General features: G+C 70.0%; 30 protein-coding genes. 22 read left to right on the top strand and 8 right to left on the bottom strand.

The window, feature by feature from the left end; translation table 11 throughout:
* Positions 1-10: 10 nt before the first annotated feature.
* Together HD601_RS02735 and HD601_RS02740 are read left to right on the top strand one after the other, a co-directional pair.
* Entirely contained in the window at positions 11-1,708 is a 1,698-nt protein-coding gene (locus tag HD601_RS02735) for an ABC transporter transmembrane domain-containing protein (protein WP_184819106.1), read from the top strand.
* Positions 1,705-3,492, top strand: coding sequence for an ABC transporter ATP-binding protein (locus HD601_RS02740; protein ID WP_184819108.1), 1,788 nt, complete (start codon positions 1,705-1,707; stop codon positions 3,490-3,492). The genes HD601_RS02735 and HD601_RS02740 overlap by 4 nt, the downstream gene beginning before the upstream one ends.
* A gap of 3 nt (positions 3,493-3,495) precedes the next feature.
* Here HD601_RS02740 and HD601_RS02745 read toward each other — a convergent pair whose 3' ends face one another.
* Positions 3,496-4,083, bottom strand: coding sequence for a DinB family protein (locus HD601_RS02745; protein WP_184819110.1), 588 nt, complete (start codon positions 4,081-4,083; stop codon positions 3,496-3,498).
* A 10-nt stretch (positions 4,084-4,093) separates the two neighbouring features.
* Entirely contained in the window at positions 4,094-4,492 is a 399-nt protein-coding gene (locus HD601_RS02750) for a RidA family protein (RefSeq protein ID WP_184819112.1), read from the bottom strand.
* A gap of 30 nt (positions 4,493-4,522) precedes the next feature.
* Between HD601_RS02750 and HD601_RS02755 the strand changes: the two genes are divergently transcribed.
* The 17 genes from HD601_RS02755 to HD601_RS02835 all read left to right on the top strand — a co-directional run bounded on the left by HD601_RS02755 (position 4,523) and on the right by HD601_RS02835 (position 14,382).
* Positions 4,523-5,092 carry a CGNR zinc finger domain-containing protein gene (locus tag HD601_RS02755; protein ID WP_184819114.1) on the top strand — a complete coding sequence of 190 codons (570 nt, stop codon included), beginning with the start codon at positions 4,523-4,525 and terminating at the stop codon, positions 5,090-5,092.
* A gap of 131 nt (positions 5,093-5,223) precedes the next feature.
* Positions 5,224-5,595, top strand: a complete 372-nt coding sequence (locus HD601_RS02760; protein WP_184819116.1) for a hypothetical protein — start codon at positions 5,224-5,226, stop codon at positions 5,593-5,595.
* A gap of 5 nt (positions 5,596-5,600) precedes the next feature.
* Complete coding sequence (locus tag HD601_RS02765) at positions 5,601-5,933, top strand: hypothetical protein (RefSeq protein WP_184819118.1); 333 nt, start codon at positions 5,601-5,603, stop codon at positions 5,931-5,933.
* Positions 5,934-6,107: 174 nt separating this feature from the next.
* A complete protein-coding gene (locus HD601_RS02770) occupies positions 6,108-6,455 on the top strand; it encodes an HNH endonuclease (RefSeq protein ID WP_184829394.1) in 348 nt (115 codons plus the stop codon).
* A gap of 4 nt (positions 6,456-6,459) precedes the next feature.
* Positions 6,460-6,846 (top strand): squamosa promoter-binding protein 15, encoded by a 387-nt coding sequence (locus HD601_RS02775; RefSeq protein WP_184819120.1) that lies wholly within the window; start codon positions 6,460-6,462, stop codon positions 6,844-6,846.
* Positions 6,847-6,976: 130 nt separating this feature from the next.
* Positions 6,977-8,320, top strand: coding sequence for a recombinase family protein (locus HD601_RS02780; protein ID WP_343076381.1), 1,344 nt, complete (start codon positions 6,977-6,979; stop codon positions 8,318-8,320).
* Positions 8,305-8,790, top strand: coding sequence for a hypothetical protein (locus HD601_RS02785; protein ID WP_184819123.1), 486 nt, complete (start codon positions 8,305-8,307; stop codon positions 8,788-8,790). Before HD601_RS02780 ends, HD601_RS02785 begins: the two co-directional genes overlap by 16 nt.
* A gap of 117 nt (positions 8,791-8,907) precedes the next feature.
* Entirely contained in the window at positions 8,908-9,138 is a 231-nt protein-coding gene (locus tag HD601_RS02790) for a hypothetical protein (RefSeq protein ID WP_184819125.1), read from the top strand.
* 37 nt (positions 9,139-9,175) lie between these two features.
* Entirely contained in the window at positions 9,176-9,433 is a 258-nt protein-coding gene (locus HD601_RS02795; RefSeq protein WP_184819127.1) for a hypothetical protein, read from the top strand.
* Complete coding sequence (locus HD601_RS02800; RefSeq protein WP_221440488.1) at positions 9,430-10,296, top strand: hypothetical protein; 867 nt, start codon at positions 9,430-9,432, stop codon at positions 10,294-10,296. The genes HD601_RS02795 and HD601_RS02800 overlap by 4 nt, the downstream gene beginning before the upstream one ends.
* Positions 10,293-10,433, top strand: coding sequence for a hypothetical protein (locus HD601_RS02805; RefSeq protein WP_184819129.1), 141 nt, complete (start codon positions 10,293-10,295; stop codon positions 10,431-10,433). Before HD601_RS02800 ends, HD601_RS02805 begins: the two co-directional genes overlap by 4 nt.
* Positions 10,430-11,608, top strand: coding sequence for an AAA family ATPase (locus HD601_RS02810; protein WP_221440489.1), 1,179 nt, complete (start codon positions 10,430-10,432; stop codon positions 11,606-11,608). The genes HD601_RS02805 and HD601_RS02810 overlap by 4 nt, the downstream gene beginning before the upstream one ends.
* Positions 11,609-11,756: 148 nt before the next feature.
* Positions 11,757-11,951 carry a hypothetical protein gene (locus tag HD601_RS02815; protein WP_184819131.1) on the top strand — a complete coding sequence of 65 codons (195 nt, stop codon included), beginning with the start codon at positions 11,757-11,759 and terminating at the stop codon, positions 11,949-11,951.
* Complete coding sequence (locus HD601_RS02820) at positions 11,948-12,286, top strand: hypothetical protein (protein ID WP_184819133.1); 339 nt, start codon at positions 11,948-11,950, stop codon at positions 12,284-12,286. The genes HD601_RS02815 and HD601_RS02820 overlap by 4 nt, the downstream gene beginning before the upstream one ends.
* A 241-nt stretch (positions 12,287-12,527) precedes the next feature.
* On the top strand, positions 12,528-13,466 hold the full coding sequence (locus HD601_RS02825; RefSeq protein WP_184819135.1) for a hypothetical protein: 939 nt from the start codon (positions 12,528-12,530) through the stop codon (positions 13,464-13,466).
* A 13-nt stretch (positions 13,467-13,479) separates the two neighbouring features.
* Positions 13,480-13,737, top strand: coding sequence for a hypothetical protein (locus tag HD601_RS02830; protein WP_184819137.1), 258 nt, complete (start codon positions 13,480-13,482; stop codon positions 13,735-13,737).
* 315 nt (positions 13,738-14,052) lie between these two features.
* Positions 14,053-14,382: a terminase gene (locus HD601_RS02835; RefSeq protein WP_184819139.1), complete on the top strand. Its 330-nt coding sequence runs from the start codon at positions 14,053-14,055 to the stop codon at positions 14,380-14,382.
* A gap of 292 nt (positions 14,383-14,674) precedes the next feature.
* Here HD601_RS02835 and HD601_RS02840 read toward each other — a convergent pair whose 3' ends face one another.
* A complete protein-coding gene (locus HD601_RS02840) occupies positions 14,675-15,202 on the bottom strand; it encodes a hypothetical protein (RefSeq protein WP_184819141.1) in 528 nt (175 codons plus the stop codon).
* A 23-nt stretch (positions 15,203-15,225) separates the two neighbouring features.
* Complete coding sequence (locus HD601_RS02845; protein WP_184819142.1) at positions 15,226-15,387, bottom strand: hypothetical protein; 162 nt, start codon at positions 15,385-15,387, stop codon at positions 15,226-15,228.
* A gap of 140 nt (positions 15,388-15,527) precedes the next feature.
* On the opposite strand from HD601_RS02845, the gene HD601_RS02850 reads away from it, so the two are divergent.
* The 3 genes from HD601_RS02850 to HD601_RS02860 all read left to right on the top strand — a co-directional run bounded on the left by HD601_RS02850 (position 15,528) and on the right by HD601_RS02860 (position 16,688).
* Positions 15,528-15,809, top strand: a complete 282-nt coding sequence (locus HD601_RS02850; protein WP_184819144.1) for a hypothetical protein — start codon at positions 15,528-15,530, stop codon at positions 15,807-15,809.
* 125 nt (positions 15,810-15,934) lie between these two features.
* On the top strand, positions 15,935-16,126 hold the full coding sequence (locus tag HD601_RS02855) for a hypothetical protein (protein ID WP_184819147.1): 192 nt from the start codon (positions 15,935-15,937) through the stop codon (positions 16,124-16,126).
* Positions 16,113-16,688 carry a hypothetical protein gene (locus HD601_RS02860; RefSeq protein WP_184819148.1) on the top strand — a complete coding sequence of 192 codons (576 nt, stop codon included), beginning with the start codon at positions 16,113-16,115 and terminating at the stop codon, positions 16,686-16,688. The genes HD601_RS02855 and HD601_RS02860 overlap by 14 nt, the downstream gene beginning before the upstream one ends.
* Positions 16,689-16,746: 58 nt before the next feature.
* Here the strand turns inward: HD601_RS02860 and HD601_RS02865 are convergent, their stop codons facing one another.
* The 4 genes from HD601_RS02865 to HD601_RS02880 form a co-directional block, all read right to left on the bottom strand.
* Positions 16,747-17,337 (bottom strand): hypothetical protein, encoded by a 591-nt coding sequence (locus HD601_RS02865; RefSeq protein ID WP_184819150.1) that lies wholly within the window; start codon positions 17,335-17,337, stop codon positions 16,747-16,749.
* 129 nt (positions 17,338-17,466) lie between these two features.
* Positions 17,467-17,760 carry a hypothetical protein gene (locus tag HD601_RS02870; RefSeq protein WP_184819152.1) on the bottom strand — a complete coding sequence of 98 codons (294 nt, stop codon included), beginning with the start codon at positions 17,758-17,760 and terminating at the stop codon, positions 17,467-17,469.
* Positions 17,757-17,897: a hypothetical protein gene (locus tag HD601_RS02875; RefSeq protein WP_184819154.1), complete on the bottom strand. Its 141-nt coding sequence runs from the start codon at positions 17,895-17,897 to the stop codon at positions 17,757-17,759. The genes HD601_RS02870 and HD601_RS02875 overlap by 4 nt, the downstream gene beginning before the upstream one ends.
* Complete coding sequence (locus HD601_RS02880) at positions 17,894-18,079, bottom strand: hypothetical protein (protein ID WP_184819156.1); 186 nt, start codon at positions 18,077-18,079, stop codon at positions 17,894-17,896. Before HD601_RS02880 ends, HD601_RS02875 begins: the two co-directional genes overlap by 4 nt.
* Positions 18,080-18,101: the final 22 nt, after the last annotated feature.

Raw genomic sequence — 18,101 nt, forward strand, 5'->3', positions numbered from 1 at the left:
CCCCTGTCTTGTGCGGCGCTTCCCCGATGCGGATCCCGGTGAGCCGAGCCGCCTGACGCCCGGCCGGTACCTGTTGTGGCTGGCCCGCACCCAGTGGCCGGTCGTCCTGCTGGGCGCCTTCTGGGGCTGCCTCTGGCCGACGGCGCAGGCGCTGATCCCGTACGGCGTCGGCCGGGCCATCGACGACGGGCTGACCGGACGCGACCGCGGCGACCTGGTGCTGTGGGGCGGAGTGGTGCTCGCCCTGGGCCTGCTGCAGGCCGCCGCCGCCATCCTGCAGGACCGGTGCGCGCTGACCAACGCGCTGGGCGCGCGGTACCGGACGCTGCAGCTGGTCACCCGGCAGGCGGCCCGGCTCGGCGCGACGCTGCCGCGCAAGACGTCGGCCGGCGAGGTCATGAGCGTGGGCGTCGCCGACGTGCTGCAGATCGGCCGCGTGCTGGACCTCAGCTCGCGCGGCATCGGCTCCGTCGTCGCGATCGCAGTGGTGGCCGCCGTCATGCTCGCGACGTCGTGGCAGCTCGGGCTGGTCGTCCTGGCCGGCGTGCCGCTCATGGTCGCGGCGGTCGCCCTGCTGCTGCGGCCGCTGCACGACCGGCAGGCGCGGCTACGCGACCAGCAGGCCGAACTGAGCTCGCACGCCGTCGACATCGTCGGCGGACTCCGGGTGCTGCGCGGCATCGGCGGCGAGGAGCTGTTCGCCGGGCGCTACCACGCGGAGTCGCAGCGGGTCCGCCACGCCGGTGTGCGTCTGGCCGGTGCCGAGGCGGTGTTCGACGGCGTGCGCATGCTGCTACCCGGGCTGCTGGTCGCGGTGATCGTGTACCTCGGCGCGCGCTCGGTGCTGGCCGGCGACCTCACCGCCGGCCAGCTGGTCGCGTTCTACGGGTACGCGGTGTTCCTGGCGACGCCGATCCGCCGGGTCACGTTCTTCGCGAGCACGACGATGAAGGGGTTCGTGGCGGCGCGCCGGGTCGTGGAGCTGCTGGCGCTGACGCCGTCGATCGGGCCGGGTGGCGCGGCGCGGTTGCCCTCGGCGGGTGGCGATCTGGTGGACCCGGTGTCGGGCCTGGTCGTGAAGGGTGGCGGTGTCACCGCGGTGGCGTGCACGGTGCCGGCCGACGGGGCCGAGCTGGCCGACCGGCTGGGCCTCTATGTGGATTCCGACGTCACGTGGGACGGTGTGCCGCTGCGGGCGGCCGGGCTCGACGAGGTGCGTCGGCGCATCCTCGTGTCCGGCAACGAGGCGCGGCTGTTCGCCGGACCGCTACGGAGCGAGCTGTCGCCGTCGTCGTCCGCCGAAGAGCTGCTCGCCGCGATCGAGGTCGCGTCGGCGGCCGACGTGCTGGAGGCGCTGCCCGACGGGCTGGACACCGTCGTGACCGCGGGCGGCAAGGAGTTCTCCGGCGGCCAGCAGCAGCGGCTCCGGCTGGCTCGGGCCGTCCTGAGCTCGCCGGACGTGCTGGTGCTGGTCGAGCCGACGAGCGCCGTCGACGCGCACACCGAGGCGCGCATCGCCGCCCGGCTGGCCGCGGCCCGGGCCGGGCGGACCACCGTCGTCGTCGGGACCAGCCCGATCCTGCTCGACCACGCCGACGACGTCGTCCTGGTCGACGGCGGCACGGTGGTCGCCACCGGCACGCATGCGTCGGTGCTGGACGACCCGCGCTACCGGGCGCTGGTCGCTCGTGAGGAGGGGACGGCATGAGCGGCACCTCGCCGGCCGGGTCGTCGGCCGGGTCGTCGGCCGGCCTGCCGGTCGCGACGGCGCGGGAGGTGCGCCGGCACGCCCGCCGGCTCGCGCTGCGGCACCGGCGTGAGCTGACGGTCGCCGTCGTCCTGCACTCGCTCGGCGCGGCGACCGGGCTGGCCGGGCCCTGGCTGATCGGCCGGCTGGTCCAGGACGTCAGCGCCGGCGTCGACGACGTGGGGCGCATCACGGCGCTGATCTGCTTCTTCGTCGTCGCGCAGGCCGTGCTCACCGGGCTGGCGATGTTCGCGTCGGCACGGCTCGGCGAGAAGGTGCTGGCCCAGCTGCGCGAGGAGTTCGTCGACGGGGTCCTGGCGCTGCCGCTCGGCACGGTCGAGGCAGCCGGCACCGGCGACCTGATCACCCGCACCACCCGCGACGTCGACCTGCTGGCCCGCGCGGTGCGCTACGCGGTCCCGGACACGTTCCTCAGCGTCGTGACGATCGTGCTGACGCTCGGCGGGCTGGTGCTGCTGGGACCGCTACTGGCCGCGTTCGCGCTGGTGAGCGCGCCGATCCTGGGGGTGGCGACGCGCTGGTACCTGCGCCGGGCGCGCGACGCGTACCTGCGCGAGAACGCGTCGTACTCGCGACTCGCCGAAGGACTGGCCGAGACCGTCGACGGCGCCCGGACGGTGGAGGCGCTGCGGCTGGGCGACCGGCGCTTCGCCCGGGTCCAGTCCGACATCGCCACGTCCTACGGCGCCGAGCGCTTCACCATGTACCTGCGCACGGTGTACCTGCCGCACGTCGACGTGTCGTTCATCCTGCCGGTGGTCGCGACCCTCGTGTTCGGCGGGCTGCTCTACCTCGACGGCGTGGTCACGCTGGCCGCGGTGACCGCCGCGACGCTGTACACCCAGCAGTTGCTGAACCCGGTCGACACCCTGCTGTTCTGGCTGAACGAGCTGCAGGTCGGCGGCGCGGCGATGGCCCGGCTGCGGGGTGTGCGGCCGTCGGCGGCTCCGGCGAGCGCCCCGGGTGAGTCGCACGGGCCGCAGGCTGACGCCGTCGTCGACAAGGGGTTCGAGCTGCATGGCGTGAGCCATGCCTACCGGCCGGGCCACGACGTCCTCCACGACATCGACCTCACCATCGCGGCGGGTGAGCGGCTCGCCGTCGTCGGGCCGTCCGGGGCCGGGAAGTCGACGCTCGGGAAGCTGCTCGCCGGCGTGCACGCGCCCCGGACCGGCACGATCACCGTCGGCGGCGTGCCGGTGGCGTCGTTGTCGCTGGAGGACCTGCGGGCCGAGGTCGCGCTGGTGACGCAGGAGCACCACGTGTTCCGCGCGTCGCTGCGCGACAACGTGCTGATGGCGCGGCCGTCGGCCTCGGATGCGTCGGTGGAGGAGGCGTTGCGCGCGGTCGACGCGTGGTCCTGGGCGGCCTCCGTGGGGCTGGACACCGCGGTGGGTGCGGGCGGGGTCGAGCTGTCGCCGGCGCAGGCGCAGCAGCTCGCGCTGGCCCGGCTCGTGCTGGCCGACCCGCACACGCTGGTCCTCGACGAGGCGACGTCGCTGCTGGACCCGCGGGCGGCGCGGCATCTGGAGCGTTCGCTGGCGGCGGTGCTGACGGGCCGGACGGTGGTCGCGATCGCGCACCGCCTGCACACCGCCCACGACGCCGACCGGATCGCCGTCATGGAGGCCGGCCGGATCGTCGAGCTGGGATCGCACGCCGAACTGGTGGCGGCGGGTGGCGCCTACGCCGCGCTCTGGCGGTCGTGGCACGGCCAGGACTGAGGTTCAGCCCTTGGCGCCGGCCTCTTCGGCGAGGCGCTTCAGTTTCTCGACGTAGTCGGCCCAGCGCTGGGCGTCCTGGTCGGGCAGGTTGGAGTTGCCGGGCCGCAGCCCCGCGGTGCCGTCGATCTGCTCGCGCACGATGTCGGCGTGGCCGGCGTGCCGGGCGGTCTCGGCGATCATGTGGACGAGGATCTGGTGCAGCGTGACCTGCCGTCTGTCCTCCGGCCACCAGGGGACGCTGCCGGTGTCGTCGAGCGCGAGGGCGTCGATGGTGGCGTCGGCGTGCGCGACGGCGCGGTCGTAGAAGGCGAGAACCCACTCGATGGACTGCTCCGCCGTCGCCCACAGGTCGGCGTTGACCTCGGCGTCGTCCTCGAGCCAGGGCATCGGCTCGGGCTTGGGGCGGTCGAAGACCAGGCCGAAGTAGTCGTACTCCATGCTGCCGACGTGTTTGACCAGCCCGAGCAGGTTGGTGCCGGTGGTCGTCATGGGCCAGCGGGCGTCGCGCTCGCCGAGCCCGTCGAGCTTCCACCGCAACCCGTCGCGCTGAGCCTGCAGGTACCGCTTGAGGGTGTCCTTCTCGTCCGGCATGGCCGTCACGCTAGCCGACGGCGGCGACAGCCTCGATCTCGACGAGCGCGCCGGGCACACCCAGCGCGGCGACGAAAGCAGCGGTGATGGCGGGCGGGTTCGGGCGCTGCCCCCACACCTCGCCGAACGCGGCGAAGCCCTCTTGGACCGACTCGCCGGCCTGGATGAGGATGGTCCACTTCACGACGTCCTCGGGCTGCGCGCCGGCCGCGTCGAGGCATGTCAGCAGGTTCTTCACCGCCTGCCGCGTCTGGCTCGCGAGGTCCGGCCCGACGACCTGCCCGCTGGCGTCGACACCGTTCTGGCCGCCGACGAAGACGAGGTCACTTCCCGCGGGCACCCGCACGACCTGCGAGAACGCCGGGTTGGAGTGCATGGACTCGGGGTTGATGTGTGTGATGTGGGTCATGGAGGGACTGTAACCAGTTATAGTGGTGTCATGCAAGGACGGGCCGATCTCCCCCTCGACGTGCGACGGCGTTTCCTCACCGGCCGCGTCTCGCTCGACTTCAGCCACACCGGCGGCGACGGCGACTGGGCGGTGTGGGAGATCCTCCACACGCCCGCCGACCTGTCGCACTGGCTCGGCGTCATCCTGTCGGTCGACGGTCTGTCGGCCGGCGGGCCGGACCTGGCGGCGGCCCGGCCGGTGCGCATGGCCATCGCCGTCGGGGCTCGGTCGCTGGCGGCGGGCCGATCCGTGTCCGCTTCCGACGTGGCGGTGCTGAACGCGGCCGCCGCGGCGCCCCCGCTGGTGCCGCAGCTGACGCCATCGGGCATGGGCGTGTCTTTCGAGGCGCCGACGGCGGCGGCCGCGCTCTCGACCCTGGCGAGAGACGCGATCGACCTGTTCAGCGGCCCGTGGGCCGGGCGCATCCGGGTCTGCGCGGCCGCCGACTGCGGGCTGCTGCTGGTCGACACCTCCCGGCCGGGGCAGCGGCGGTGGTGCTCGATGCAGCGCTGCGGCAACCTTGCCAAGGTGCGCGGTCACCGTCGGCGCGCGACCTGACCTCATGTGGCGCTATGCTGTGTCGTGCCGGCGGAGGTGCTTCCACCACTTTTGATGCCGGTCGGCCGCGACGCAGTCCCACACCGGTGCTGCGCCGCGGTCTTTTTATGTTGTGGCTAGGCTTGCCGGCCGTGGGTACTTTCGCGACCTTCGTCTACAGCGACGGCGGATGGGATACTTCGGCCGTCTCGGAGCGGTTCCTCTCCATCGACCTCCACGACCGCGACCACGCGACCCTCCGGTTCGCACCCGTCGAGCCGCCCGCCCGCGGCCTGCTCCACCTCGGCCGCCCCGACGGCGGCGACCCCGTCCCGGTCTCCGTCTCCGTCGAGACCGAGGCGTTGATCGTCTGGGCGGCGGACGTGACCGGCGTACAGGCGTCGCCGGACGAGATCCTCCCCCTCCTCGCCTCGGTGGACGTCGTGGTCGAGAAGAGGACGGTCCAGCTCCTGAAGGTCATCGGTCTCCTCCCGCCGCCCGACCTCGACGACGAGGACGCGTAGCCCCAGTGCCGATCGCGATCCGGGTGCGGGACGAGCGGTTCCGCGACATCGCGCAACTCCAGGACGTCGAGGACACGCTGCCCGGTGAGCCTCGGGTCCTCCTCGAGAGCCACCTGCCGCTAGGCCGCGCCGACCGCTACCCCTTGCTCGCTCACATCGACCCCGTCGGCGACACCTGCTTCAATCGCGGCCAGACGGTCGTTCTGATGAGCGAGCTCAGGCGGTGGGCTGACGAGACCGGCAATGCGGACGTCCGCGCGATCTGTGGCGCGCTCACCGTGCTGGTCGCGACCCACATGCGGCGCCCGCACACCTACCTGTGGTTACTCGGCGACTGAGTGTCGATATCCGCCCTCCTTCCATGATCATCAAGGATCGATGGGGCCATCACCCCACGAATCTTGGATGATCATGGCTGCTCAATCCCGGGATCGGACGATCCGCGGCCCTACGCTCGGATCGTGCCGTCTCGCAGCCGAGCCGCGACCTATGCGCGTCGCCGGAAGCGTCGCATGGGCAAGGTCGAGCACGACCTCACCGACGACCAGTGGTCGGCCCTCGTCGCCGCCTGGGGCGGCTGCGCCTACTGCGGCGCTCCGGAGCCGCAGCCCAAGCTGCAGAAGGACTGCATGCTGCCCATCTCCCGCGGCGGCCGCTACACGCTGACGAACGTCGTGCCCGCCTGTCGCTCGTGCAACGCGAGCAAGTGCAACGTTGAGGTCACCACCTGGATGCGCCGCAAGAAGCTGGACGAGCAGGCCTTCCTCGTCCGGCAGATCGAGATCGCCCGGGCGGCCGCGAACGCCGTACCCGTCGCCGATGTACCCCCGGGCACAAGGCCCGAGTCTGCTGGACGATGACGCCATGAGCTGGGTGACCAACGTACTGCTGTCGGTCGACACGGCCGAGGACCGAGCGCTCGTGCACGACTTCGACCGTTGGCTGCAGACCGAGGCCCCACGGCAAGGTCAGCCCGACGTCCGAGGCGTCGGTTCTCTCCGGGCCCTGCACGACCACCCGGACGCATGGGGCGGCTGGAAGTTCCCCGAAGCACTGCTCTGGGCCGGTGTGCTCAACCATGCCGACATCGCCGCCGTCGTCCAGCGATTCGGAACCACCGGCTGGCGCGTTCCGGCGCTCGCTCAACTCTTCGTCCAAGATCAAGAACAGGGTGCGTTCCGGGTCTGGATGATCCGTGACGTCAGGGCGCGCCAATACGCGCCCCTTCCCGACCTCGACGCGGACGAATGAAGCCACAGGGTCGGCTCGCCCCGTCCGCCGTCGTGGCGGAAGCTCACACGTTGAAGCGGAACTCGACCTGATGGCGTCACTATGCAACACTTCGACGGTGAGCACAAGACCCCGAACGACCCGATGTGCGGTGTACTTGCGCATCTCGCTCGACGCCAACGGCGATGGCCTGGCCATTGACCGCCAGCGTGAGGACTGCCTGCGCATCGCGGCCGAGCGCGGCTGGGACGTCATCCAGCCGTTGTTCATCGACAAGGTCTCGGCCAGCAAGCCGACCAAGGTCCGGCCCCACTACGACGCGATGGTCGCCGCATTCGGCCGCGGCGAATTCGATGCCCTGGTGTGCTGGGACCTGGACAGACTCACGCGTCAGCCACGCCAACTCGAGGATTGGATCGACGCCGCCACCGACCGGGACCTCATCCTCGTCACGGCCAACGGCGAGGCCGACCTATCGACCGACGCGGGCCGGCTCTTCGCGCGCATCAAGGCATCTGTGGCGCGCGCCGAGGTCGAGCGAAAGGGCGCCCGGCAACGTCGCGCGGCCTTGCAACGGTCGGAGCACGGCCGGCCGCCGCTCGGTGTCCGGCTCACCGGGTACGAGATCGACGGCACCGTCATCTCGTCGGAGGCCGTCGTCGTCCGGGAGATGTTCGAGATGTTCGCCGCCGGTGAATCGCTGCGCGGGCTCGCGAGCCAGCTGACGGAGGCCGGAGTCTCGACCCGCAGCGGGCGGCCGTGGAACCCGTCGACAATCCGCACCGCGCTCGCCAACCCGCGTTACGCCGGCCGCACCGTTTATCAGGGCAAGGAGACAGGCCAGCGCGGCGGCTGGGACGCGATCGTCGACGATGACCTGTTCGACATCGTCCAGACCCGCCTCTCCGACCCCCGCCGCCGCACACAGGTCGGGACGGACCGCAAGCACCTCGGCGCCGGCCTATACCGATGCCAGTGTGGCCAGCGCGTCGTGTCGTGGAGCGGCGACCGTTACCGCTGCTCCAGGGGGTGTCTCACGCGTGCTCAGGGTCCCATCGACGACTACGTGCTCAGGGTCATCCGCGAGCGGCTGCGACGTCCCGACCTGGCGCAGCTGCTCGTGTCGCCCAAGGACGACGCCGAGGCCGAGCGGCTCGGCAAGGAGGCCACCACGCTCCGGCGTCGCATCGCTAAGACCGATGAGGACTATGACGCCGACCTCATCGACGCGCGGCGGCACAGAGTCAAGGTCGAGAAGTTGCGGGCCGATCTCGACGACGTCAACGCGCGGCGCGCCAGGCTCACCAGAGCGGCCGGTCCCGCGGCGGCCGTACTGACGGCACCGGACCCCGCTGCGGCGTTCGACGCGCTGACCTCGTTGATGATTCGCCGAGCGGTCGTCGACCTGTTCGCGGAGTTCACACTCCACCCAGCACCGCGCGGGCGGCGTACGTTCGATCCCGAGAGCGTGAGCATTGAGTGGAGGCGGCCGTGAAGTTGACCATCGTCTGCACCGGTCGCGGCAGCCACGAGGACTCACCGCGGGAGCTTGGTGTGGTGACGATGGAGCGCCGTCTCACCCAGGCGGACGTGGACCTCATGGCCGACGTCATCGAGAAGGTAACCCCCCACGATGCCGCATGGGCGGCGGAGATCCGCGAGAACTACGTCAAGAGCCAGCCGCCGCCTGGGCCGTTGTACGAGCGGCGCACCGTGAAGTACACGATGGCGCAGGAGTTGCGTCGCTCGCCGAAGCCCGGCGCGGGAAAGAAGGTCATCAACCGCAAGTCGCTCAGCGTCACCGTGAACCCGAGTGGGAACCGCACGTTCACGTTCACGTGCCCCACCTGCCGCAAGCTCCGTCGCCGGCAGGTGAACTGGCCGCTCTCCGAGGCCGAGGTGGCCACGATGGTCGAGGGCTGCGACGCGCGGGGCATCGAGTCCTTGGACATCTCGTACCGCTGACCAGCTAAACTGGCCTGGCACGAAGTCGACCGGGCGGCGTCATCCCGGAGGTAGGCCACTCCCCGTCGGGGCGGGTGTGCGAGTTTCGCATGCCCGGAGGCCCGACACGTGCCATCCATGTACTCCGCGCGGGCGCGCCACAACGCGCTGGTCCGCCACCGCGCACCTGACGACCCGGAAGTGGTCGCTGCCCGCCGCGAGCTGCGCGCCGCCGCGCTCGAAGACCACATCCGCAAGGTCGTCGACCAGGCGCCGCCGCTGACCACCGAGCAGCGGGACCGACTCGCACAGCTGCTACGACCATCCGTCGCACGGAACGGCGGTGGCGCTCATGGCGTTGCCGCTTGAAAGAGAACGCCGCCCCGTGGACGAGGGCGGCGCTCCGATGACTACCACGGCGGCGGAAGTCCCCTTCAGCATAGGCGAGACGACCGGCGACAGCACTGATGCCGCGCTGTTCGAGGGCATCGTCGATGGCGCCTACGTCGTGGTCTGCCGCTCGCTGGACGACCGGTTCAAGCGCCGGGTGTACCTCAACCTCCCCGCAGCCGAGAAGGCGGCTCAGCGCGCCAGCGAGCGCGGTGTCGACGTCGCGATCGTGCTCGCCCGACTGGTCCCCGTCCGGACGGGGTGGGTGCGATGACGGCGACGGTTTACGGCACTAGTCCGGTAAAGCGTCCCCGGCGGACCAAGGACCAGCTCGCCGCGCTCGACGAGGCGATCATCCGCGTCTGCACCACCGACCATCCGATGTCGGTTCGCGGCGTGTTCTACCGCGTCATGTCCCTCGGCGCGGTGCCGAAGACGGAGAAGGGCTACGCCGCCGTCCAACGCGAGGTGCTCAAGCTCCGGCGGGCCGGCGACCTGCCGTACGAGTGGATCGCCGACGGCACCCGCTGGCACATCAAGGGCAGCACGTGGGATCGAGTCGAGGAGATGCTCGACCATGCCGCGGCGTCCTACCGGCGGGCGCTGTGGAACGACCAGGACGTCTACGTCGAGGTGTGGTCGGAGAAGGAGGCCATCTCCTCGATCGTCTCGCCGATCACGAGGTCCTGGGACGTGCCGCTGATGATCGCCCGCAGGTTCGCCTCGGAGTCGTTCCTGTGGTCCACCGCGTCCACGATCCGCAGGGTCGGCAAGCCCACCTTCGTCTACCAGCTCGGCGACCACGACCCATCGGGCGTCGCGGCCTGGCAGCACGTGCAGACCAGGCTGCGGGAGTTCGCCCCGAACGCCGAGATCAACTTCCGGCGACTAGCCGTCACCGAGGAGCAGATCTCGGCCTGGTCACTGCCGACCCGGCCGACCAAGACGACGGACTCGCGCGCCAAGTCCTTCGTCGGCGACTCGGTCGAGGTCGACGCCATCCCAACGACCCAGCTCCGGCAACTGGTCGAAGACACCATCGTCGGCCACATCGACCAGCACGCACTCGATCTCACCCGCGCCTACGAGCGGTCTGAACGGGATCTCCTCCGGCGGATGGCTGGTGACGCCCGATGACCGCCCTCGAGGAGTACGTCACCCGCATCGACGCGTTCTGGCGCCGACCCATCCGCGGCCGCGACTTCGAATTCTGGATGGCGCTCTACACCGAGAACACCGCGCGAACCACTGCTGTCACGGCGGTGGTCGAGTGAAGACAGACACCTGCGAGCACGGCTACTCGGTCGCCGTCTGCATCCGCTGCACGCCGCCGGGCAGTAGCGACGTCCTGTCCTACGGCACGGACCACCCGGACCCGCCCGAGTGGCAGCTCGACCCAAACGGCCAGTTGCCGAAGGACAGCAGCGAGCCGGCCGACAAGGTGCGGTCTTGGCGGCCCCAGGACATCAGCTCCGTCCTCGACGGCACCTACGAGCCGCCACAGGCCACCGTCGGCGCCCGCAGCGACGGCATCGGCATGTTCTACCGCAGCCGCAAGCACACCGTGTCCAGCGAGTCCGAGGGCGGCAAGACCTGGCTGCTGCTCGCCACCTCGATCACAGAAATCGAACGCGGCAACAGCGTCGTCTACCTCGACTTCGAGGACGAAGCCGGCGGCGTCGTCGGCCGACTCATGTCGATGCAGCTCCCGGCGCAGTCCATCCGCGACCGGTTCGCCTACGTCCGGCCCGAGCAGCCCCTGGACGTCGTGGGCCGCTCGGACCTAGCGCAGGCCCTCGGAGACATGCACCCGACGTTCGTCGTCATCGACGGCGTGACCGAGGCCATGGTGCTGCACGGCCTGGACCCACTGTCGAACAAGGACGCCGCCACGTTCGGGCGCATGCTCCCGACCGGCATCGCGAACATGGGCCCCGCGGTCTGCTCACTCGACCACGTCACCAAGGCGGCAGAGGGGCGCGGCCGGTACAGCCTGGGCGCCGTGCACAAGCTGAACGGGCTGGACGGCGCCGCATACGTGCTCGAGAACAGGACACCGTTCGGCATCGGCCTCACCGGACGGTCGACGGTGAAGATCGGCAAGGACCGCCCGGGCCAGCTCCGCCGACACGGCAAGCCGTCGTCCGGCGGCATGCACTGGTTCGCCGACCTGGTCCTGGACTCGCAGCACGAAAGCTTCGTCCTCGCCGACATCGAACCGCCCACGGAGAAGACGACCGGCGACTTCCGGCCGACCGTCCTGATGGGCCGGGTCGTTGAGGCGCTCAACACCCACGGGCCGCTCTCTCAGCGCCGCATCTGCGCCGCCGTGCGCGGCAACGCGAAGTCCATCCGCGAGGCACTCGACTTCCTCATCCTCGACGGATTCGTCTCCGAGAGCACCCCGCACACCCTGCTCAAGACCTACGAATCGGGGTCCGAAAAGTGACCCCGTGTCCCCGTGTCCAAGGCGTGTCCAACCGTGTCCATGGACACGCTGGTCAACCCCGTGTCCACCGTGTCCATCGCTTTACAGATGGACACGGGACACGGGTGGCCTCCAGATGGACACGCTCGAGGTACCCGGAGAGCGCCCGATGAAGATCCAACTCCGCCACCTCGTGCTCGCGCACCGCGTCCTCGACGCCCTCGTCACCGACGACAACGGCCGGACCCACCGCGTCGGCTACCTCGGCCACGAGGGCTGGTTCTGCACCTGCACAGCCGGCAAACGCTGCGAGGCCATCGCGGCCGTCAAGGACGTCACCATCAGCAACTTGGAGGACCAGTGACCAGCGACCACACCTACTTCGTCGTCAGCGACGACAACGAGCCGATCGGCATCTTCAACCTCGACCAGGTCGAGACCGAAGCCACCCGCTACGCCCACGCCCTCGCCGCAGCCAGCGACGACCCGGCAGCACTCGACCGCATCAACGCCGAGACCCTCGCCCGGGTCGGCGTCGACTCCATCGGCTACGTCTGCGCCAGCGCACTGCGCATCGTCGTCGAGCACATCCTTTCGCCGGTCCTCGACGTCGCCGCCGCACACGGCACAGACCTCCGTGAGGGCCTGCGTGCCATCGCCGACGGCCGCGACCCGCAGACGGGCGAGCCGACCCGATGAGCGTCTACGTCGTGCAGTGCAGCCGACCGTGGTGCGGTGTCTGGCTGCCTGCCCGTGGTCCGAAGCCTGTCGCACGGCCCGATTGCGGCCAGCACGTAACCCGCCGCCCCATCGGGGCTGCGTGCCGCGGCTGCGGCGCCTCGATCCGCGGCTACCGAAACCTCTGCGACGAATGCCTCGCCGACCCCATGACCGTCGCCCGCATCTCCCGAGCTGGGCGCCAACCGGAAGGAACCCGCCGATGACCACCACCTTCGCAACGATCCTGACGTCCGGCAACCCCGCGCTGAAGCGCGCGCTCGACGACATCCCGCACTACACCGAGACCAAGGCAGCGGTCGCTGCCGCCAAGGCCGCGCTGAACGCCGAGAGTGCACGCCGACCGGCGGCACAGGACGACCTGGTCTCCGAGGTCATGGAGGTCCTGCGCGCAGGCGAAGAGGTCCCCACCGACCTTGCCGAGCGGGCACACGCCGCTACCCTGGCACCGCAGCAGCGCAAGGCCGTCATCGAGCTACTCGATCAGGCACACCGCCGGCTCGACGAGGAGCTCGACACCGTCATCCGCGGTGGCGCCGACGCGGTGTTCGGGTCCCTGCACGACCAGCTCCAGGACGTCATCACCCGCTTCGAGAAGCTCGAGCCGCGGGTCCTGGACGTCGCCAGCCCGTCGGGCGCCATCACCGCCGGGCTCGCCGACGCCTGGCAAGAGGCGCAGCTCGTCGGCAAGGACTACGCGGCCATCCGCGAGGCGCAGCAGCTCGCCACCCACGCCTTCAACACCGCAGGTGACCGGCCCTGGACCGAGCAGCACTTCGCGATCGAGAACCTCGATGAGGTCTGGCCCGAGTGGTTTGTGTATCGCGGCGTCGGTGTCATGGTCGACGTGCGCACTCGCGAGCAGCACCGCATCGTTCCGCCGATGCCGGCTGAGCCTGGTCTCGCATACCTGGCGTGGGCCAGAGAGGCCGGCGCGATCCTCTGGGTGCCCACGCTGCGCCAGCTGCGTGAGACCTACGCCGCATCGAACACCGAGGCCGGCGCGCGGTGGTACGGCAAGAAGTCCACCGCGTTCACCATCGAACGCGCCCAGAAGCCCGGCACCGAGCCCGCGCTACTGCCCGGCGACGCCGACCTCCCCGACCGCGACGGCGCAGCGACCCGCGTCGTCACCCTCTGAACGGAGAACCGACATGTTCGACCAGCCCTATGACGTCGACCTCGACGACCCGCTGACCCGCGGCCGGATGCGCCACGCGGCCAAGCACGGAGACCAGCGAGCCCGCGCGACGCTCCGGAAGTGGCGCGGCGACGGCGGCCAGGAGACCGAGCAGACCCCGCGCGAGTCCAATGGCGGCCTCGAGCGCGGGCGCGCAGCATTCGAAGCCAAGCAGGCGCGGAAGAAGGACCCGCTGATCGATCTGCGGAGCGACGGGCCCGACGCCGCATGAGCCGCTCGACCCGGAGCGCGCGACGTCAACGTCACCGCGGCAACGCTCAGCGGATGCGAGCACTGCACGCGGAGCGATGGTCGCGAGGCACACAGCGACTCGGCGCCACGCCGTCGACCGGCCAGCGTCGCCCTCCGGGTCGAGCACACAACCGGGCGGCGTGGTCGCCACCACGGCCACGCCGCCCGGCACCACGGCAAGGGGGGTCAGGCACCCCCCACCCCCGGTCCTAGCCTCGCCGTTCACTCGCATTGGCGAGTACCCCCCACGCAGTTTTCCCGAGACTGAACCGAAACCCCCTGTAGGAGGGCCGATATGGGTTACCGACCGCCTGACCCGCCGGCGGGCCTTGCTGAGTCCGGCCGCGCGTTGTGGACGGACGTCGCGGGCAGGTTCGTCATCGAGGCCGAGAAGGACAGGTTGCAGCTGTTGCAGGCGTGCCGCACCGCCGACTTGTGCGACCGACTGGCCGAAGTGTTCGACAAGGAGGGGCCGATGAGCGAGTCGTCGCAGGGTGTGCGCGTGCATCCGGCGGCGGCGGAGCTGCGGCAGCAGAGGATCGTGCTGGCGCGCCTGCTGGCCGCGCTTGGGGTGCCGTCGGAGGCTGCGCCAGCTCGCGGCATCTACGCCATCGGCGGTGCCTGATGCGCGCGGGCCCCGTCGCCTCCCGGCGCGAAAAAAACGGGCTCCCTCTCAGGCTGCCAATGACGGGAGAAGCGAGCCCGGAGCGGTAGGGAGGGGGTCACCCACCCCTCCCCCTGGGGCCCCGGCCAAGGACGTTCCGCATTGGCGCTGGGGCCGTCTACGGGTCTGGGATTCTGGGGAGCGCGACGCCGAGCGGCTCATCGGTGGACCGCCGAGCACGCGCGGCTTGAGGAGCGGCTCTGGTTCTTGCTCGAAAATGGCGACGCCGCTTCGGCGAGTCCAGCTGACTAGGTCATCTGTCGAATCGACGATCATCGAACAGGTCAAGGACGCTACGAACGAGCCATGCGTCGTCGCCCTGCCGCACGTCCGCCCGAACGGTGACCGGCGACTGGTCCGGGTCGTCCCACACGAGGATGCCCCGCCACGGCGTACCGGCCCGGACGGTGCCGATGAAGTTGCCGTCCGCCAGCGGTCTATTTCCGATCCGCCCGTCGGGGTAGAAGCCGACCTTCGGTCGCGCGACGACGGTGAGCTTCACATCCTCTAGATCTTCTAGGCCGTCGTGCTCCACGAAGAACATGATCTCGGGCTTCGCGGCGCCGGCACTTGCCAGAAGCACGCGGACCTCGGGGCGGGCCGCTTCACGGACAGCCTCCTTCTTCATGTCCAGTGCCTCGCGGGCGATCTTGTTCGCCTGATCCGCGTGTTGGTTGGCCTCGTTGGAGCGCTTGTTCGCGCGGATGGCGACGCCGATGCTGACGCCGGCGGCCAGCACCGCGAGCACGCTCCCGAGAGCCGACCACGCCTCTGCGCTCATCTCGACATCCTCACAGCCGTCCGTCAGTCCATGCGCTCGCAGAGCCTGCACGGCCGGTTCCCGTAACCCTTCCCCGACACCTTGTTCCTGGCCGGGATCTGCGAGCCGGCCGGACAGTTGTCGTGCCAGTGGTACACGTCCGGGTCCGTCGGGTTGCTTGAGTGGTACGGCGTCACCTTCGTCATGATGTGCCCCCCTTGGCAGGATCGGTCGTTGGCGCGGCGGACGCTACTCCCAGGGGGTGACAGAACTGCGACGACAGGGAAGTGTCCGTGCCTCCTGGTAGCGTCCGGCACCCGAGTTGACGGACTCCAGGGGGCAAGGGATGGATGCGGACGCAGCGTACGCAGAGATCGTCCAGGAGGCGATCCACTACTCAGCCGAGACCCGGCAAGACAGCGAGGGCATCGACTACGTTGATGCCAGTTCGCGTGTCGCAGGCAGGCTGGCTGGCAAGGCGCTCGAACTCGCCGAACGCCTACGGCCGCTACTGCCGGAACTAGATGCGTCTTCGTGCTCGGTATCGGTCAGCGCCGTGCCGCCGAACATCGAGATCTCCGTCACCTGGGACCGTCCGCGAAAGCGCAGCGGTCAAGTGTGGACCTGACCGTTCGTCCGGCGAGCGTTACCCATTCGAAACAACTAGACGGTCCCCGAGCGTTGTCACTGTCAGACCCACCTGGGACAGTGGGACGCGTAGGGGATCATCAGAGGCAGGAGAGGAGTTCGGTCATGAGCATCGACTTCGACGACCGTCCGGCTGTGGTGACCCGCGACGAGGCATGGGAACTGCTCGACGAGGCCGCGCACAAGTGGCTCGGCATCTCCGCCGACGAGTTCGCGAGGCGGCACGACAAGGGCAAGCTGAGCGACGACGCGCGCACCATGCACGTGACGAGCCTGCTCGACCTTGCCCGGCAGTAAGCCCGCAGAGGCGTACGACGCCTTCCTTGAACCACTACAGAAGGCGCTGAGCTGCATCACCAACGAGCCCTTGATCGGCCGAGAGAACAGCCGCAAAACCGGGGGAAAGCGCACGCTAACGTTCCCCGGCGACCCGGCGGGGCTCGGTGGATCGGGCGGTCTCGCCCTGACCGTGTCATTCGAGTACGAGATCTACAAGACAGGCGACACCGGCAAGATGAAGTACCGGTGCCGGACGCACGGCTACAAGCATCAGATCGTCACCGACGAGTTCGCCGAGGTGATCCTGTTCCACTGGCATCCAGGTGAAGCCGAGGACCGGGCTGGTCTCCCGCAGCGCCCACACATCCACATGGGTACGGAATTGCTCGCCGCTGACGGTCGTCTGACTCGGCGCAACCACTTGCCGAGCGGTCGCGTCTCGCTCGAGGACGTGGTCGAGTTCGCGATCACCGACCTCGGCGTCACTCCATTGCGCGACGACTGGCAGACCGTCATCGACAACACCAGGGCACTGTTCGAGAAGCACCGCACCTGGGGCGGGCGAGGCCTCAACCAGTAGCTGAGCATGACAGAGCCCCCGCCACCCCTCGGGGCGTGGCGGGGGCTCTGAGTCACGATCAGAGTCCTCCTTGCCAGTGCCACTCCATGTAGTCGAACGACGGGGCGATGGACAGCGTGATGTCCGCCGGGTCCTGCACGCCCCACGCGTCGGTGAACGTCACGCTCTGACCCGGCAGCACCTGAGCTGTGGGGTAGTCCACACCCTGGTCCGTGTCGAAGACCTGGGAGCCTTCACGCCCGCCGGAAAGCAGCGTGGCGTAGTAGGTCGCAGCGTCGAACACGTCCTCGCTGTTGTTCAGGATCGTCACGTCGTAGGCGATGTAGGCCGGCGCGTCCTCGAAGGACGCGTACTCGCCGGGCTCGAAGGCTCGCAGCGGGGAGACCGTGACTTCCACTCCCGTGTTCCACGCGTAGGACTCGCCGAAGGCCGAGATCCGGTCCGCAGCATTGGTCGGGTGAGCCTCGGGCGTTGGCGTCGGGGTCGGCTTTACCGGAGGCTCCTCGGTCTCCTGGGCCGGTGTCTCGGCCTGCTCGCTGGGCGCCGCCTGGGGCTCTGCCGTGGTTGTCGCTCCGCCGTCGTCACCAGATGACGAGCAGCCCGCCAAAGCCAGCATGGCTGTGGCGATGATCGCGATGGTCTTTCGCATGATGTTCCCCCTCCTATGGGGTCGGATTGTGTGCTCGGGGTCGGACAGAACTCGTATCGACCACGGGGCCGCTTCATCGGATTGGCGGCGCGTGTGAACTTCCCAGCCAGCGGGTCAGCTTCGGCGGGCTCAGGCTCGCCACCTCTTCCCGGCGCCAGTGAGCATCGCGGCCAGTTCGTCGGCCTGCTCCCAGGACAGCTCCGCGGCCTGGTAGCGGGACGGGCGCGCGGCGGCGACGGTGACGACGAGGACCGGCCGTGCGGCATCCTGCGGTGCCTCCAGGCCCACGTGGATGCTCGTGACGGGCTGACGGCCGTCGAACTGGACCTCGCCGACGTACTGCCGGTGACGCCCGAAGTGGTCGGCCGGCGTCTCGTCGCACCACTTCACCGGGCAGGCGTCCGGCGTGCGCTGCCCGCTCATGGCCGCGCCTCACCGGCGGTCGGCGCCGGCGCTGGGAGCACGGTCTCGCGGCCATCGACGAGCAGCGTGGTGACGACGAACACTGCCATCGCGACCAGTGTCACCACCAGGGTGATGATGGCGTCGCGGCGCCTCACGGCGCGCCGTCCCCGAGGGCGCGGTCCACGATGTCCGACGCCTTGACGTCGAGCACTGCGGCGAACTCACACAGCCGCGGCACCGTCAGCGGCTCCATGTCGAACAGCTCGCGCCCGGCCGCGTCCTTGTCCGACGTGGCCGCGCACAGCTCCTCAAGGTCGAGGCCACGCTCGGCAGCCATGGCGCGGATCGTTTCGGCGACG

Origin of the sequence: Jiangella mangrovi, from assembly GCF_014204975.1 — a bacterium.
In the GTDB taxonomy this organism is placed as follows: domain Bacteria; phylum Actinomycetota; class Actinomycetes; order Jiangellales; family Jiangellaceae; genus Jiangella; species Jiangella mangrovi.

Coding starts and splice junctions, on each gene's coding strand:
- HD601_RS02740 (WP_184819108.1), top strand. CDS start 1,705: ATGAGCGGCACCTCGCCGGCCGGGTCGTCGGCCGGGTCGTCGGCCGGC.
- HD601_RS02745 (WP_184819110.1), bottom strand. CDS start 4,083: ATGCCGGACGAGAAGGACACCCTCAAGCGGTACCTGCAGGCTCAGCGC.
- HD601_RS02750 (WP_184819112.1), bottom strand. CDS start 4,492: ATGACCCACATCACACACATCAACCCCGAGTCCATGCACTCCAACCCG.
- HD601_RS02755 (WP_184819114.1), top strand. CDS start 4,523: ATGCAAGGACGGGCCGATCTCCCCCTCGACGTGCGACGGCGTTTCCTC.
- HD601_RS02770 (WP_184829394.1), top strand. CDS start 6,108: ATGGGCAAGGTCGAGCACGACCTCACCGACGACCAGTGGTCGGCCCTC.
- HD601_RS02775 (WP_184819120.1), top strand. CDS start 6,460: ATGAGCTGGGTGACCAACGTACTGCTGTCGGTCGACACGGCCGAGGAC.
- HD601_RS02790 (WP_184819125.1), top strand. CDS start 8,908: ATGTACTCCGCGCGGGCGCGCCACAACGCGCTGGTCCGCCACCGCGCA.
- HD601_RS02795 (WP_184819127.1), top strand. CDS start 9,176: ATGACTACCACGGCGGCGGAAGTCCCCTTCAGCATAGGCGAGACGACC.
- HD601_RS02800 (WP_221440488.1), top strand. CDS start 9,430: ATGACGGCGACGGTTTACGGCACTAGTCCGGTAAAGCGTCCCCGGCGG.
- HD601_RS02805 (WP_184819129.1), top strand. CDS start 10,293: ATGACCGCCCTCGAGGAGTACGTCACCCGCATCGACGCGTTCTGGCGC.
- HD601_RS02815 (WP_184819131.1), top strand. CDS start 11,757: ATGAAGATCCAACTCCGCCACCTCGTGCTCGCGCACCGCGTCCTCGAC.
- HD601_RS02825 (WP_184819135.1), top strand. CDS start 12,528: ATGACCACCACCTTCGCAACGATCCTGACGTCCGGCAACCCCGCGCTG.
- HD601_RS02830 (WP_184819137.1), top strand. CDS start 13,480: ATGTTCGACCAGCCCTATGACGTCGACCTCGACGACCCGCTGACCCGC.
- HD601_RS02835 (WP_184819139.1), top strand. CDS start 14,053: ATGGGTTACCGACCGCCTGACCCGCCGGCGGGCCTTGCTGAGTCCGGC.
- HD601_RS02840 (WP_184819141.1), bottom strand. CDS start 15,202: ATGAGCGCAGAGGCGTGGTCGGCTCTCGGGAGCGTGCTCGCGGTGCTG.
- HD601_RS02845 (WP_184819142.1), bottom strand. CDS start 15,387: ATGACGAAGGTGACGCCGTACCACTCAAGCAACCCGACGGACCCGGAC.
- HD601_RS02850 (WP_184819144.1), top strand. CDS start 15,528: ATGGATGCGGACGCAGCGTACGCAGAGATCGTCCAGGAGGCGATCCAC.
- HD601_RS02855 (WP_184819147.1), top strand. CDS start 15,935: ATGAGCATCGACTTCGACGACCGTCCGGCTGTGGTGACCCGCGACGAG.
- HD601_RS02865 (WP_184819150.1), bottom strand. CDS start 17,337: ATGCGAAAGACCATCGCGATCATCGCCACAGCCATGCTGGCTTTGGCG.
- HD601_RS02870 (WP_184819152.1), bottom strand. CDS start 17,760: ATGAGCGGGCAGCGCACGCCGGACGCCTGCCCGGTGAAGTGGTGCGAC.
- HD601_RS02880 (WP_184819156.1), bottom strand. CDS start 18,079: ATGGCTGCCGAGCGTGGCCTCGACCTTGAGGAGCTGTGCGCGGCCACG.